We start from the raw sequence: 15,883 nt of genomic DNA on the forward strand, positions 1-15,883 counted from the left end.
ATATTGAGGGCACTATGAGGCGTTATCAGTTGAATATCCGTACAAAAACCAATCGCTTATGTTGGTTAAGTTTACCTGTAGCGCTGCTAGGTGCCTTGCTTTGTTTTCAGGCGCATGCGGATCTTATTATTAGGGACCTAGGCAAAGATTACACGGTTGAACCAAATAAGGTGGTGAGCGGCTTATATCTTCACGTAGAAAACGATGATGACGTAATTGGTGGCAATACCAGTGTGCGCAATGAAACCGCAGACACGCTGAAATGGAAAGGTAAGCAAAGCAGCAACGGTTTTGGTTATTTTCAGCGCAACCGTGACTTAGGCCAAGTATTTAACGTACCCCCGGGCAAAGATATCGTTATCGACGCCATTGTGCTGCGCACGAGTCGTGGCAACAACGCTATTATGTCTGGCACGCCCGGCTCGCTGATGTATTTGCAGTTTTTTGAAGTTGATGAAATAGACGGCGAACGCTTAACAATTAACGATGCCGGCACACGTAAAGGAGACCGCGCACTACATGGTTTTGATCATCAGTTTAATCGGGCCGATGATTATATAGAAGGCGCTAAGTACACGCCCTTTAAACGCGTCACAGGCGGTACTTTTCCTGATATACCTCACACAACGCAGTATGTTTATGAACATCGCGCAGGCGAGCCTTATGGTGAGCAAGAAGGGCACCTTCGATACATCCGATTTGATTTAACTGGCGACGACGAAATTACCTTAAAAGCAAATAAGCGCTACGGATTTTTACTGGGGTTCGAATCGCCGGGTAAGCATCGCGGCCTTGCGCTCGCCATTCAAACCGATGTGCATACGAAAGAAGACGCCACCTTTTCGGTAGATGCAAACGGCATGATCCATTGGGGTATACGCAGAGAGGGCGATGGCGGAATATTTCCAAGCATTGTTAGCCTACCTGAGCCACCCACCGACGAGGCAACCCTAATTAAATTAACGAACGAATCGATGTTTCCCAAAAATCATTGGGACAGCATTCCTCCTGCCACAAAGGGCTTCCCAGATGTAGATACCTACCGGACCTTGCAGTACTACATTGAAGTAAAATAAGCGCGCACATCAAAACGCGCCGTCATAGAAGTAATCTGAATCGTGGTAGCTTCGTAGTAATCGGTATTGCAATGGTACAAAGCAGGAACCTTCGAGACGAGATGGCAAACAAGTACAAATTAGATGATGCCGATAAATCAAGAGTAATCGAAATGGCGTGGGAAGACCGCACCCCCTTTGAGGCAATTGAACGCTTGTATGGTTTAAGTGAGCCTCAGGTGATAGAACTTATGAGAGCGAGCATTAATCGCAAAACGTTTAATAACTGGCGTGCCCGCGTGTCTGGACGTAAAACCAAGCATATCAAATTACGCAGTCCTGATGTGTCTCGCGGCTACTGCGCGACGCAATATAAACCTGCACGCAAGCGCTAAGGCTAATTCTTTAACTCTGCCTTATCCAAAAAGCTGCGCCTAAACTGTGGCGTCGCGTTAAAGTACCACGTAGAAGAACGCATATTCTCAGGTGTTTGCACTAAAATTTTTTGAACCGGCATGCCTTGCTCATACACTAGGTCTTGCCCTACAGCCACAAGCTGATGCAGTTGAATAAACGCATATAAATCGTGGGTAGAGTTAATCAAAAACGCTGTGCCCGGCGCTCGCCCATCACCTGTACGCCATATCGCTTCAATAAGATTATCTAGCACCCAAGTATGAAAATCAGATTGGCGTGCATCACCCATCAGCCGGCTGCATTCGGCCATAGCAAAATGCCCAGTTAATGAAGTGTAATTTACCTCAAGCAATCTTTGGGCAGCCTCGATGCACGCGGCATAATTGCCCTCAGAAATGTAAGTCTCAGTCAATAGCTTGGTCGATGGCTCTAAATCGTCTGTAGGATTATAAAAAGAGCTAAGCGAATACGTTAGCCAAATGCGGTCGAAGGTAGTGCTATCTGCTACTCGATTAACAATCGTTTGCTTGAGCGCCAGATAGTCTTTGTCGGCCTTTTCGTAATTAAGCACAGGAGACGAAGGGTTCTGACTCGCGCAGGCTGTTAGTAGCAATACGCATATTAAAAATATTAAGTACGTAACTGGTGGTTTAGATATGTCGTTCACTGCGCGTGCCCTCTGTCATATTCTCCGTCATGCTCTCGGTCATCTCTTCTGTCGTGCTCTCCATCATCATGCTTTCATTTGATACACACTGCGTCACATACACTGCGTTCAAAAACCTGTCTAGCGCTTCCCAAGCGAGCTTACTTACTCAGCCGTCGCTTTTACATTCGTTATCAATCACGTTCACAGTATACCGTGGCTTGAGTATTGTCAGAAGCCCGATCGAATTCTCATACTCTAGAGTAAGCTAGTCTGACTTTACTTCAAAATTACTCAACCATTGTGTAAGCGTTTCACATTTTATGGAAATGGCGATTCACTAATTAAATAAAAAACCAATAAATCATAAGCTTATCAGCTTTTGAGTTTGGCACAAATTTCGCTTTTTAACGATGATTGATGATCAGGTGAAGTGCGAATATGCTTCTCAAAATAAGGACAAAATATGAAAAACTATGCAGTAAATACCGAAGTAAAATGGAAATGGGCGAACGGTGAGGCTACCGGTAAGATTCGTGAAAAATTCACAAGTAAGGTGACTAAAACCCTCAAAGGAAGCGAGGTGACCCGCGATGCAAGTGACGAAGACCCAGCCTATTTAATCGAACAAGATGACGGTGATGAAGTGCTGAAATCGCACTCAGAGATTGAGAAAACGAACTAAGCCGCAAAGCCATATTCAAATGGGTGCACCACACCAACAAAGTTAGATATAAGTGCGCCCATTTACTCTCTCAATCCCCGATGAATTTGCCGTCAACTATCCGTCTTGAGTAATTGACTTAACAAGCTCAGCTTTAACAGTCTCTGCAGTATCGTTATCAACCTGACACGTACCTGCGGCATGATGTCCGCCACCGCCATAACGCAAGCACAACTCACCTACATTGGTATTTGAACTTCTGTCTAGTATCGACTTGCCAATAGCAAATACGGTGTTTTGTTTCTGAAAGCCCCACATCTGGTGAATTGAAATATTACATTGTGGATAAAGTGCGTAAATCATAAAGCGATTTCCGGCATATATGGTTTCTTCATTTTGAAGATTTAACACGACTAAGTTGTTGTGTACCGTTGCACAGTCGAGCAGCTGTTGCTTAAATTTGTCGGCATGCTCGTTGTACATCTCTACGCGCTCTTGCACATCTGGCAGAGCAATGATTTCGTCAATCGTGTGATTACGGCAATAATCAATGAGCGCCATCATCAACTGGTAATTCGAAATTCTAAAATCTCTAAATCGCCCTAAACCGGTTCTGCTATCCATCAGATAATTTAGTAGGACCCAACCTTCTGGATTTAGGATCTCTTCTTTAGAAAATTGAGCAGAATCTGCCTTGTCTACCGCTTCCATCATATCGTCCCAGGCATTCGGGAAGATGCTTCTGCCGCCGTAGTAATCATACACAACTCGGGCGGCCGATGGCGCTTGCGGGTCGATAATATGGTTAGATTTTCCCTTGTCGCCTCTTCTTGTCATCTCGCTGGCGTGATGATCAAAGGCAATGTGACACCCGGGCACGTAGGGTAAGTTTGTTGTAATGTCGTTTGGTGTAATTTCAATTGTGCCATCTTGCATGTCTTTAGGATGCACAAACTTGATGTCGTCAATCAGGCCAATTTCTTTAAGCAGTACCGCACATACTAAACCATCAAAATCGCTGCGGGTTACGAGTCTGAACTTTCCTTCAACGGGCTGGAGCATAGAAGACAAAATATTTCTCCGAAAACATGGTGAATTTACGAGCTCAAGAGTAAAGCAATCTTGGGGTTATCGGGGTATTAAACCGTATACGCATGTTTATGAAGGGATACTGCCGCGGCTATTTAAGCTAAGCTGTGGACAAGCAGCCGCGCAAATAATTAACAGTAAGTACTAATCTCAATTGTCACATCCGATGGTGCTAAAAACGCCAAGCAAAGCGTTATTGGGACGACTCCGCGCCTGTTATATCTGTCGTTTAAATGAATAAACAGATACAATGCGCGCCGTCATATTTTTCAGTGAATCAACGAATATCATGCGTGCTAGTTTTCGCCTTGTTTTAAGCAATATTTTTCGCCCTATTTTCCATTTAATTGTGCGCCTTGTGCGCAACCTACTTGGTGCCCTGATTGCTTTGCTTGACGTGCTGACTCGCGGCTCGAAGTTAACGCGCCAGCCGCAAGCACAAAAAGAGGCTGAAGAAGCGGTAAAGGCGCTCACGCTATATCAATTTTTTGCCTGCCCATTTTGCATCAAAACGCGTCGGGCAATGTATAAAATGAACTTACCAATTGCCAAGCGCAGCGTATCGGAAGGCTCGCCATACCGCGAAGAACTGCTGCTGGGCGGCGGTAAAATTCAAACTCCCTGCCTTAGGATAGAAAGCGCAGAGGGCACAAAATGGCTTTACGAATCGTCTCAAATCATTGCTTACCTTGAGCAGCGATTTGCGCAGCGGTAAATTGGATTGAGTAAGGGCATTACTTATAAATCATCCAACTAACAATCTGACTTACTGCCTAACTAATTGACTATCCATTGATGTTCAATTAGCAACTGCCTGCCGCCATAAAGTGCCACTTTAAAGACATCGCCACTATGGACAAAACCAACCCCCTTCGGCGTGCCGGTCATAATAATGTCGCCGTTTTCAGTGCTCATAAACGAATGAATTTCTTTGAGCACGTTTTGCGGTTTATGCAGCATCAATTCGTAACTGCCTTGTTGAGTAAGCTGCTCGTTAATATGCAAAGTAAAGTGCAGGTTTGTGAGAGAATCCGGAAGGCTAACAAAGTCGGTAAACAGTGCCGAATGGTCAAAGGCTTTTGCTCGCTCCCATGGAAGCCCCTTTTCTTTTAGCTTGTCTTGTACGGCGCGCTTAGTTAAATCGAGGCCTAAACCAATGCCTGCAAACTGATTGTTTTCAATTAAAAAGCACAGCTCGGTTTCAAAATGAATGTCGTCTTGAGCATGAGTGTTCAGCTCTGCACTTATTGCTGAGTTAGGTTTTATAAAAATCACAGGCTCACTGGGCACGTCATTGCTCAACTCGGCAATGTGCGCCGCATAGTTGCGCCCGATACAAATGACTTTACTTGGCTGTATTGCCGTGTTCTTAAAATTTACGCAGTTCATACTCGTTCTCTTTTTGACTTTTTGTGTTCAAGTGTTGGAATTTGATAGATGTTGGTTAGCAACAAATATTAGCATTTGGTTGAAGATTAATATCTGAGTTTTATTGAAGTGGTGCTTTTGGGACAAAAGCGGTAATTGAGAGTATTATCGAAACGGCAAAGGCGAATGGGCTGACGCCGTTCGAGTATGTTTTGCACTTGCTAGCGCAAATCGCCATTCAAAACACTGACGTCGAAAAGCTGCTACCATGGCGGTTTATTTAAAACTAAGTGGGATTGCGAGACGCTCTCTCTTTACTTATCGAAATTTCGCTAATTTCGTCTACGTAGTAGCCGTAGAATCTTAATGGGTTTGATTTAGTATCAATCCATAAGCGATCGTAATCGTTGGCAACCACATCGTGCACCATTTCATTGTTTAGTTTTGAATGGTCTATCTTAACTAGCTGATGGTCTGTTAAAGCCGCTGCCCAGACGCTATGCATTGAAAGTGCTAGGCACGCAAGGTGCATGAATGGCATAGTGAAACTCTTATTTTTATCGAACATTTAATTGTATTATAAGCGTTGACCAAACTTCCTTTTTTGCGAGTTCGTTCATACTTCCGGTTTCGCTAGCATGTAAAAACAAAAAAATAGTGGTTTGTCTTGATATTACAATTGAATGGCTGGTGATTTCAATGTTTTGGCGGGTGGTTAGAAGTGATTGATAAAATATGCTATCGCTTCGCTTAAACTCTACGGATGATAAACTCGAAGCTAGTCGTTAATCAAAATCTGCAACCTTTATTCTGGTTAAGCTCGACGCATTATTTGCTGTTATGTTTGAATTAAGGTGCGAGGTGGCGCTAGGCGAATTGTCAGAAGTTATAGCAATCACAAACTATTGCTGCGCCCTATATTTTAATCAAAAACAGTATCAAGAATTTATATCATTTGTCCCTCAGTTAATACCCACCAATTTTGAATGTAAGACATCCTTCGTAGCATCATTTGCAATGTCTGCAAATGCATACACTCGTAAATTATGAAGGAAGTATCTTATGAACATAGCAGTATCTCGAACGTTGTTATTGGCAAGTATCATGGCAATTTCAATAGCATTATTGCCACAAGCAAATGCTAATTTAATACAAAACGGAAACTTTGAATCTTGCGACTTTACAGATTGGAGCAAAGACACAGACGGTTTTGGCGATGTGTCTACCGGAACAGATTTTCGCATTGATAGGTCTGTAAATGACTGCAGAGCAGTGCTAAATGTAGATGAATTTGACATAGCTGGCGATCCTTTAAGCACGCCGGCAAGCGAAGCGTTCTTTGCTAATACTCTTTTTCAAGAATTGGATTTTAGTGGGAATGCCGACGCTGAGTTTGAGCTGTCATTTAGCTTAGAATCAAGCTCACAAATATTATCAGACGACCCTAGTTTTATCGCTGACGAATTCTTGGTTTTACTAAACGACGGGAATGGAAATAGCTACAACGCACAAGGTGATTTGGGTGGGTTTTTAGTTAACCCAATGCCTATCGATGGGCTTTTTCAAAATACCTACACTTTTTTACTTGACTCATTTTTTACAAATACATCCGGTTGGTTTTTGGATTTTCAACTGGCAATTGGCTGGGATGGTTCAACTGGACTATCTGACGGTTTTGCCTCCTCGTTGTTTGTGTCGAATGTGTCATTGCTTGATGTTAGCAAAGATGTAGTAGATGCTTCAGCACCTTCTGTTTTTATATTGGTTAGTTTCGTTATGGCCTTGACAGCAGTTGCTCGGCCTTCACGCCTAAACGGATACAGAGGAAGCAAATTATGAAACATATATTTTTAATATTTGTCTTGGTAGCGAGCGCGACAATAACTGCAAAAGCACAGTCTCAAGAAGTATTAGAGCCAACAGTTCTCGAGTTAAGAATAAACATCGATGGCACAGGTTACCTTATTCCCTTTTTTGTAATTGATTGGGAAGCCAATAATAATCAAGGAACAGAGCGTGCTGTTCGTTTAGACGAATTTTACATTAATGATTTAAGTGGTAGCGATATTACTAGTGATTTAGATTCAGATACGCGCTCTCTGCTGTTTGCCTCCGCTCAATCACTCGCAAAATATCGAACATTCAACATAAGTAGTTATCATTCCCAATGGTTCGAAATACAGCAGAGATTGGAGCAAGAGGGTCGACGGTATACAGCTACAAGGAACGTTCGGCTAGGTGGTGCAATTGCCACTGACGCTGCACTTGCATGCGCTGCCGCCGGTACTGTAGGCGCTATCGCATGCTCGCCTACAGGACCTGGCGCATTAGCTTGTGCAGGCGCCGCTTGCAAGGCAGCATTGCTTATTGAATCGATTGACTTTGCAATACCTGTTTTAGTCGATATGTTGCAAAGAGGTAATGCTCAGCAAGTAAGAGATGATTTATTTAGTAATGCGAAAGACAGAATTGACTCTGCTTTTATACTAGAAACTGAGCTCTACCAAAAACTGCAAAAAGCAACAAACTTGGATCAAGGGTTGGATCTAAGAGAAGCAGGCATCTCTACTCTTGAACTACACCAAGCCATTCTTATCTATGAGCATGCGCTTGCTGTTTTATTGGGAATTTCAGAAAGCTTTACAGCTGAAGAAAAAGAAGCATATTTTACTCAATTGGCCGCGATCAACGCGTTCGAGCTTGGTATTAACCTAGCGGTCGATAAAGTTGGCTTAATAAAAGGTTTTTCTATTGACTCGATTTCAGCCACAATTAATTTACTGTTAGCCGAACCCCAAAATGCTACCGAGCAAATTAATTCTTATGCAGAAATATTGCTTGACAGTTTAACTGAGCTGCAACTTTTGTATGAAGTACTTGATCCGTTTTCAGTCAATAATATTGCGGAAACGAAGAGTTATTTTTTAGGGCAAATACCCACAACCATCAATAGAGTGTCGATTTCGAACAGTCCAGAACTTTGGCGAAATGAATCGACACGCTCTTCTATTGATATTATGCGCGACAACGAATTTCGCTCAGGGTTAGAGGTTACATTAAGCATACAAAATGACACTAAGCAGGTAATCCAAGTTGTTCAATTGTCTGAGGATTTTGTAAACGAGGAGTATGCTGGTCAGTGGGTATTGCCAAATACCAGAGGTTGGTATACGGGCACCGTTGAAGCTAGGGATACACAAAACAACATTGTGAGTAGGGCCGTCCGCTATTTCTTTGTAGCAGCAAAACAAACGGGTCGAGATTTAGCTGTGTTTTCTGACTTTAATCGCACCAGAATAGATGCTGGGGACAGACTCAGAGTTCCAGTAGAAATAAGAAACCAAGGTGACTTTCCGGAGCGCCCATTAGTTAGCTTAGCAATTGAAGGAAGCAATGGTATTTTGTTCCAAGAGAGTGCTAGTGTTGGAGAGTTGGCGTCACAAAGCTCATATAGCAATACTGACTTCTTTGAATGGATAGTGCCGTCAGACATTCAAGATGGTAACTATACTCTGTCTGTTTCAGTTGAAAATGAACTGGGCGAAGAGTCACTATTAAACAATACGTTACTACGTTCATTATATGTTGGCAAACTCAATCCTAAACCTGCTCCAAACGCACTTATAGGTCAAGTGTTTATTGTTGAGGAAGACGATAGTGTAAAAGAGTCAATCTGTAGCGGCTTTAGCAATTCTCAAAGAAGAAGGTACTGCAGAGAAGCGGGGCAAGGTTTTGGCTGGATTGACTATAGTGTAGGCGGCAGTCGATATAGAATAGGCATCGTTTTTGACGAAGACAAAGGTGATCGAGAGAATGATGAGTTCAGCTTTCGTGTATTGAAAAACAATAGCGAAATTGATTCAAGCCGACTACTAGAGGATGAACCGAATGATCGCATTCATTGGGTAGACAATGGTACCGTGGGCTTTACGGCAGTTAGAAATAGTTCAGATGAAATAACGCTTATTGTTGTAGAAGAATTCGTAGGCGCTGGCGTTGTGAATAGAGAGCGCACCACTATCCCTAATGATTATGTTTCTTATCAAAGTGATGTAAATTCCCTTACAATCGAGTGCAATGATAAAGAAAATCAAGTCCACTTAGCTACCTTAAGAAATGGTAGAGAGTGGAGTGCAGATCTGTTTTTCCGAAATACCGATGTAAGAGCAATTGACATTAGAGCATCGGATGCTTGCAGTAATGAATTTGTAGAAATAGAAATGACCTCCTCAAATACTGGAGAATATGAGCTATTACTCGAGCACCGGTTATCACGGGACTTTTCTCTGCCAGGGTACAACCCAAACGCTAGTGGGTACAAAGAAATAGAAGATACAATTGTATTATTGCCAACTAAACTAACCGTGGTCGATGATGTTGATTTAGAGATTGCGAACAGAAATATGAGCGAGCAGTTAGCCAGAGTATTGACAGCGCACCATGGTATCTCCAATAAAACGAATGTCGCTACAGGTGAGGCTAGTATTACGCTTGTCAATAATGGTTCTAAAGCCCCAACTGGCACTGCTTTAAGTCTAGAGTTAACAAATCAAACGGGGGATACACTCGTTCAACTAAACGATATTGACGTTTCGCTTGGAAACATTGATTTAACTGAACAGCTCAGTCACTTGCCGTTTGGTGAGTATAACATAGGGGTGAGAGTAAGAGCCCTTGAAGAGCGTTCTTTTGGTGACTTGCAAGACACTCAAACAATTTCAATTGTGGAAACAGAGCAACTTAGTATAAATGTCAGCAGTTTTGTTAATCGCACTTATTTTCAAGGGCAGGCAATAACGATTGGCTTACAACTTAGTTCAGATATCACTGAATGCCCAGTCGATGCAGTTGTACAAGCAGTCGAAAAAGACAGTGACGATTTTATTATTGAGCAAGGGTTCGCAGCTATCGATCCTTCAACTTGCCTGTTTACCTATGAAACAGACGCAAACATCAATGTCAGCTTGATTGAATTTCAAGCGCAAACAAGTAATAGTTATCCAGTGACGGTTGGTGTTGATATTTCGTCAGCTCGATATCAATTTTCTGATTATTCAGTGGTGGGTTCGTTTGAAATTCCGTCTGGTCAGATGGGTAGCTATGGGATTGAGAATGAAATCGATGACGGCAGTGCTGTTGTATGGCAGTTGTTCAGAAATGGGCGAATAATAGAAACCAGAACGAGTGACACCTTTGAGTATGAGTTTGTTAGACAAGGCGACTATATACTCCGTACATATAAAACATTTGAAGGTGCCATAGATACGACTTTGAAGGTGAATAACATCACCATATTGGAAAACGTTGAAGCAAGACTAACTCCCCCAGAAAGTATTGAAGTAGCGGCGCTCAATGCTAATGGCACTCCTAAACAAGATGCGTCAATTGCACAGTTTTTAGCCAGTGCTATGGCTGTTAATGACGATGGACAAGAGATTGAAGATATTTCAAATGATGCCCCAGACATATTCTCATTGGGAGACACACTAGTGACATTTACGGTGGATACCCTCGAATCGGGAAGCTTGTCTGCTAGCTCAACGATTACGGTTACTGACCAGACACCGCCGACAATTTATCTTTCGCAAGAGCTTGTTTATCTTGTTAACGAAGATACAGCAGTTAGTGCCGCAGACCTTCAATCGTTGTTTTCCACAGTGTTTGCGGTTGACAACGTTGATGGTGATATTTCAGCGAACGCGATTAATCTAAAAGAGAGTTATGCAGTTGGTGAGCACCAAATAACATTTAGTGCAACCGACGATGCTGGCAACAATACTGAGTCGATTAAAACACTCACAATCGAGTTGCAAGTGTCTGAGCCGCGCTCTATTACCGACATTACTGACCGTTTATCTGTGAACAAAGGTCGAGGATATTTCAATCGTAACGCTCGGTCAATTTCATCAGCAATTGACATTGTTAATGGAACTAATGACATTTTCGAAGGTGAACTATTGCTGGAGCTTATTAATTCGAACATTCCAGTAAAACTTACACCAGATGGTATACTTGAAAATGGCAATCCATATTGGGTATTGTCAAGCGATGGTATGGCGAATGAGCAAAGCATTTCATTCAGAATGGATTTTGAGCAGAGACGTGGTCGCTTAAGTTATGACATAAAGGTATTGTTGAAGACAGAATAACTATCGAACTTTCAGTCTGATCTGACGGGGCACCCAAAAATTTGGTAATCGTCAGATCAGATCTGAGCTAGCGCAATTTAGGGACAGAATGTATAAAAGCTTAATTTTTGGAACTAGACCTGCCCAGGTGTCACACCAAACCGCTCTTTAAAGAGCTTTCCGAAGTATGCTGCTGAGCCAAAGCCGCAATCAAAGGCAACATGCTTTGCAGGGTGCCCAGCTTTGAGCATCAAATGGGCTTGCTTGAGCCGATACTCTTTGAGAATTTGACTAAAAGTGAGCGCATAAAATGACTTAAGACGCCGATTAAGGGTTTTTTCTGAGATATGTAGTTCGCTTGCCATGTCAGATAGGCAAAAGCCTTCGTTTTGGAAATAGCTTGCCAATACCGCTTGCACTTTATCCTTAAACTCATCCTCTACTGACGCATATTCGTTTGGCGCAACAAATAGCTCAGATTGGTTCGCCAAGCGAGTATTCGTTATAAATACAAGGATATTGTTGATTTTTCTGAGCAGTAAATCACTGCTAAACGGTTTACTGATGTAGTCTATAGCACCTGCCTTCATGCCTCTTCGTTGGTTGCTGATATCGCTAAGAGCAGTTAAAAATAATACCGGTATATGATTGAATTGTTTGCTTTTTTTAAGCTCCTCACAAAAACTGAATCCGTCCATGAAGGGCATGTTAACATCGGTAACAATAATGTCTGGCTCGATGTCGTCAAGAATATCAAGCGCCTCTAGGCCACTTTCAGCTAAATATAGCTTAACGTTATTAGGCAGTATGCTAACAAAGTGCTGTTGTAGCTCTAGGTCGTCTTCCACCAATAAAATATCGCAATCAGGTAGCGGTGATTCGTGACTGCGTTCATCGGTAAATGTTTGCGGCTCAAAAGCGACTGATTCAGCGGGTAGTTGCGCGCAAACTTTAGCGCCTCCGCTTTCTACATTACTGATAAATACTTTACCACCATTGGCCTTTGTCATTCGATGCACAATGGATAATCCTAATCCAGTGCCTTCTATTTTGCTCTCTTCACGACTAAACCTATCAAAAGCTGACTCTGGGGAATTAAAGCCTTTTCCATTATCTTGCACGCACAAGTCAAGGTGTGCATTCTCGTAGTTTAAACTGACGTGAATTTGCCCACCAATTTGAGTGTATTTAATCGCATTGCTAAGAAGGTTGCCAAGAATTAAGTCTATACTTTCCTCTATGAGTTCTAGACATAAGTTGCTAGCCACGCCTTTCATCGAAAGTTCAACATCAATGCCTTTTATGTCTGCCATCATCCGCATATTGTTGACTACAAGTTCAACCTGAGTAGCAACAACCGTGTTAACTCGATGTTTCTTTATAGCTTGTATTTCCGCGAGTTTAAGCAGTTTATTTACCATGGCGTACATTTTTTGCGCGTTTGCTTTTATCACCCTAATGTAGTCGTTGTTATATGTCCTCTCCAGTTGCTCACTTTTTCCAAGAATTAGCGTCAGCGGTGTTCTAAATTCATGAGATATTTCTTCAAACATGGCCTCTTTTTCGCCAATAACACGCTGTAAGTCCTGAGTGGCGAGCGCTATTTGCGATTCAAGCTCTCTATTCCTGCTTTCAATGACTCGCTGGCGATTTTTGATTAATAGAAAAATGACAATTAACAACCCAAGTGAGTAGCACACCAACGCACTAGTTGAAATATACCAAGGTGGGATTACTTTTAAATGGTACACCTTGGGTTCTTCTGACCAAACACCATCATTGTTGGCAACGTCAAAACTAATTTTATATTTTCCACTCTTTAGTTGTGGGAATCTAAGCGTTCCATTTTCAATAAGCGACCATTCATCATCATCAATTTTATAACGATATTGCTGTTTATTCGGCATGAGGTAATCAAACGAAGCAAACTGAAGAATAACCTCGTCGGTGCTCTCGGGTACCTCAATCAAGCTTGCTTGTGGGCTAACAAAGCGCGTGTTGTTGAGAGCAGTTATTGACACGAGTCTGCCGCTGCTTATTGCGTCTTTATTCATCTTTATGTCGTTAGCTGGACTAAATTTTGTAACACCACCGTAACCACTGAAAATGATTTCGCCTTTAGGCGTAATTGAATTCGATTCACTGTCGAAGCTGTTAGTTAATAAGCCATCTTCTTGTGTAAAGTTTCTGATGTTTTCAATAGTTAACGTACCATTCGCGGCATGTGCAAATGTAAGTTTCGACATCCCTAGAGGGCCTGATGCCCAAACCTCTATCCTACCGTCGACCTCTTGGGCTTCTAATGCGAATACAACATCAGATATTAGGCCATTGTGTTGAGATATCTGAAATTGCTTACCGTTCTCGTCGAAACCAAGTACTCCCTCTCCCCATGTAGCCGCAATAATTTCCCCGCTGGGCAAATATTCAATGTCAAATACATAGCTTTTAGTAAGGTGCGTTGCTTTAAGTTTAAGCTGCTGATCAAGGTGCAAAATGTTGGGGTGATGATTTGTATGAGTGCCTAAAATGACTTCGTTATGTTCTGTGACTTCAATCGCTCGAATTCGACCTATTCGAACATCAACACCCTCATGCTCGATGTTCGTAATGTGCTGAACAATTCTCTCTTCGACAGTATTTATTAGCACCAAACCGTCGGAATTTAAGCTGATAAGCAGATGGTCCTGCTTGAAGCTGGCAAACTCAAATCCTTGGGTAAAGTGCGCTAAATATTTAGGTTGATGCAATTGTGAGGAGGCTAAGTCAAAGTAAAAAATTCCGCCTCCTTCAGAGCCAATCCATAACCTATTGTGGTCTAGAAAAACATCTCGTATTTGAAAATTTTCCAGCCATTTTTGTTTGACTTGCCACTCTTGTTCTACAAACGCTAATTGAAAAAGCCCTTTATCTTGAGTGGCTACAAATAGCTCGCTCTCTTTTGTTTGAAGTACCTTTCTCAGGCGCTGCGTTCCCAGTAGTGTATTTATTTGATGGGCGGGCATTCCCCCGAAGCGACTTACATATTCAGAGAGCAGGGAGAGTTCAGGCATTTCATTAGAGAGCCAAAGTAAACCTTGTTTTTCAAACCATCTGGCAGAGTGCCTAACGCCTTCTTGCATACGACGAGGAATTTGTTGTAACTCTAAGTTTTCGAGATTAAGAATATAGGTAAAGTGTAATGTGAAAAAAAAACGAAAAGAATGCTCTGTTGAATACCGCGCTCTTCTGGGGGAGTTGACACTAATATGCTGGCTTTCTTCGGGCGTAAAGGCCAGTAGTTGGCGAATGGATTGCTGATTGCGGTTAAGCGCATAAATACCACACTTGTTCACATAAGCCTTATTTGGTTTGGACACCAACCATTTAGTAAAAGGAACTTGCCGTTGGCTAATACGCTCACATTTAGGCAGTACGATTGAAGGTGTAAGCTCAAGCGTGTCAGGGTTGACCTTACTAATAGCGTATTGCTTGAGAAGGAGCAGCTCGCCATCAAGTTCAGTAAAGCGGTCATAATTAGACAACGAGACCTTGTAAGCCTGCTGATTAATATTCGACACAACTTGGGGCTCAAGAGTATCCCGTGCGAGTTTCACTAATTCGTTAGCGTTGTTTAGCAAATAAATGGCATCTTTATAAACATGCACGCCTTCAATTGACTTAAGATACATCTCTCGCTCAGCTAAAAGCACCTTATTCTTTGAATCGTATAGATACAGTTTGCGGTGGCTATAAAACAAGACTTTGTCATCTAATCTCAAAGAATTGGCGATATAGGATTGATTTTGGTTGAAAAACGACAAGTCTGAATAGCGATTTTTAACAATATTAAAAACGCGTGTGCTGCTTGGAGCAAAATTGATTGCGATAAGTTCGTCATCAAGAGCATGTACGCCATAAGCTCCACCCACTGGGTGCTCATAACCATCAAAGCCGAATGTCTCATCAATTGCTTGCAACTGAGCACCATCAAACCGATAGATGCCAAGCTCGGTGCTGATCCACATGTAATTCATGCGGTCGATATAGACGTCATTGATCACCTGATTGGCGATTTTTGGATGCTTAATTGTAGATTTGCTCAGATTTTGAAAGTCTAATGTTTTTGAATTGGCGCAAAAACTAAAACAGAATATTAGCAACACTGCAATAACCATTCGAAGGTCACTACTGCCTAAATAAGCTGATTTATTAAACGGAAGTATATGCATCCTGCAAAAACGCTGCTTAAACAACACGAGTATTTACAATATATATAAAAAAACTGTTTCATAGCAACTGTGGTTAGACGGCCGCGCTATCATTTTATTTTCTTGGAATTAGTTTTTACCCCAAAATTGAAAAGGCCTCAGAAAGGAATACGAGTATTGCTACAAGGCCTAATTTTTTAGAAATCCATACATAGCGTCAAAGCAACTGCCAAATGTAACAGTATAATTTTTCAATAAATCAGAAACTCAATAAACATGTTGATTCTCTGAGTATGAACATTTCACACCTCGACCTGAAAAAATTG

General features: G+C 42.0%; 12 protein-coding genes. 7 read left to right on the plus strand and 5 right to left on the minus strand.

What is annotated here, in order from left to right; translation table 11 throughout:
* Positions 1 to 29 precede the first annotated feature (29 nt).
* Both ACFO4O_RS00955 and ACFO4O_RS00960 read left to right on the plus strand, forming a co-directional pair.
* Positions 30 to 1,076 carry a hypothetical protein gene (locus ACFO4O_RS00955; protein WP_382405368.1) on the plus strand — a complete coding sequence of 349 codons (1,047 nt, stop codon included), beginning with the start codon at positions 30 to 32 and terminating at the stop codon, positions 1,074 to 1,076.
* Between the two features lie 101 nt (positions 1,077 to 1,177).
* Complete coding sequence (locus ACFO4O_RS00960) at positions 1,178 to 1,450, plus strand: TIGR03643 family protein (RefSeq protein ID WP_382405369.1); 273 nt, start codon at positions 1,178 to 1,180, stop codon at positions 1,448 to 1,450.
* Between the two features lie 2 nt (positions 1,451 to 1,452).
* Here ACFO4O_RS00960 and ACFO4O_RS00965 read toward each other — a convergent pair whose 3' ends face one another.
* The gene (locus tag ACFO4O_RS00965; protein ID WP_382405371.1) at positions 1,453 to 2,139 is read right to left on the minus strand and encodes a DUF4919 domain-containing protein; all 687 of its coding nucleotides are present in this window, start codon (positions 2,137 to 2,139) and stop codon (positions 1,453 to 1,455) included.
* A 445-nt stretch (positions 2,140 to 2,584) separates the two neighbouring features.
* Between ACFO4O_RS00965 and ACFO4O_RS00970 the strand changes: the two genes are divergently transcribed.
* Positions 2,585 to 2,803, plus strand: a complete 219-nt coding sequence (locus ACFO4O_RS00970; protein WP_382405372.1) for a hypervirulence associated TUDOR domain-containing protein — start codon at positions 2,585 to 2,587, stop codon at positions 2,801 to 2,803.
* Positions 2,804 to 2,899: 96 nt separating this feature from the next.
* Here the strand turns inward: ACFO4O_RS00970 and ACFO4O_RS00975 are convergent, their stop codons facing one another.
* Entirely contained in the window at positions 2,900 to 3,844 is a 945-nt protein-coding gene (locus ACFO4O_RS00975) for an exopolyphosphatase (protein ID WP_382405486.1), read from the minus strand.
* Between the two features lie 316 nt (positions 3,845 to 4,160).
* Here ACFO4O_RS00975 and ACFO4O_RS00980 point away from each other — a divergent pair, with 316 nt between their 5' ends.
* The gene (locus tag ACFO4O_RS00980) at positions 4,161 to 4,586 is read left to right on the plus strand and encodes a glutathione S-transferase N-terminal domain-containing protein (protein WP_382405373.1); all 426 of its coding nucleotides are present in this window, start codon (positions 4,161 to 4,163) and stop codon (positions 4,584 to 4,586) included.
* A gap of 62 nt (positions 4,587 to 4,648) precedes the next feature.
* Here ACFO4O_RS00980 and ACFO4O_RS00985 read toward each other — a convergent pair whose 3' ends face one another.
* Positions 4,649 to 5,260 (minus strand): fumarylacetoacetate hydrolase family protein, encoded by a 612-nt coding sequence (locus ACFO4O_RS00985; protein ID WP_382405374.1) that lies wholly within the window; start codon positions 5,258 to 5,260, stop codon positions 4,649 to 4,651.
* A 146-nt stretch (positions 5,261 to 5,406) separates the two neighbouring features.
* Here ACFO4O_RS00985 and ACFO4O_RS00990 point away from each other — a divergent pair, with 146 nt between their 5' ends.
* Positions 5,407 to 5,523, plus strand: coding sequence for a transposase domain-containing protein (locus ACFO4O_RS00990; RefSeq protein WP_382405487.1), 117 nt, complete (start codon positions 5,407 to 5,409; stop codon positions 5,521 to 5,523).
* Positions 5,524 to 5,525: 2 nt separating this feature from the next.
* Here the strand turns inward: ACFO4O_RS00990 and ACFO4O_RS00995 are convergent, their stop codons facing one another.
* Positions 5,526 to 5,744 carry a hypothetical protein gene (locus tag ACFO4O_RS00995; RefSeq protein WP_382405375.1) on the minus strand — a complete coding sequence of 73 codons (219 nt, stop codon included), beginning with the start codon at positions 5,742 to 5,744 and terminating at the stop codon, positions 5,526 to 5,528.
* A 557-nt stretch (positions 5,745 to 6,301) separates the two neighbouring features.
* On the opposite strand from ACFO4O_RS00995, the gene ACFO4O_RS01000 reads away from it, so the two are divergent.
* Both ACFO4O_RS01000 and ACFO4O_RS01005 read left to right on the plus strand, forming a co-directional pair.
* Positions 6,302 to 7,078 carry a hypothetical protein gene (locus ACFO4O_RS01000; protein WP_382405376.1) on the plus strand — a complete coding sequence of 259 codons (777 nt, stop codon included), beginning with the start codon at positions 6,302 to 6,304 and terminating at the stop codon, positions 7,076 to 7,078.
* A complete protein-coding gene (locus ACFO4O_RS01005) occupies positions 7,075 to 11,388 on the plus strand; it encodes a COG1470 family protein (RefSeq protein ID WP_382405377.1) in 4,314 nt (1,437 codons plus the stop codon). Before ACFO4O_RS01000 ends, ACFO4O_RS01005 begins: the two co-directional genes overlap by 4 nt.
* A 113-nt stretch (positions 11,389 to 11,501) precedes the next feature.
* Here ACFO4O_RS01005 and ACFO4O_RS01010 read toward each other — a convergent pair whose 3' ends face one another.
* Positions 11,502 to 15,578: a response regulator gene (locus tag ACFO4O_RS01010; RefSeq protein WP_382405378.1), complete on the minus strand. Its 4,077-nt coding sequence runs from the start codon at positions 15,576 to 15,578 to the stop codon at positions 11,502 to 11,504.
* Between the last annotated feature and the right edge of the window lie 305 nt (positions 15,579 to 15,883).

The organism is Glaciecola siphonariae (assembly GCF_042652645.1).
GTDB lineage: Bacteria > Pseudomonadota > Gammaproteobacteria > Enterobacterales > Alteromonadaceae > Glaciecola > Glaciecola siphonariae.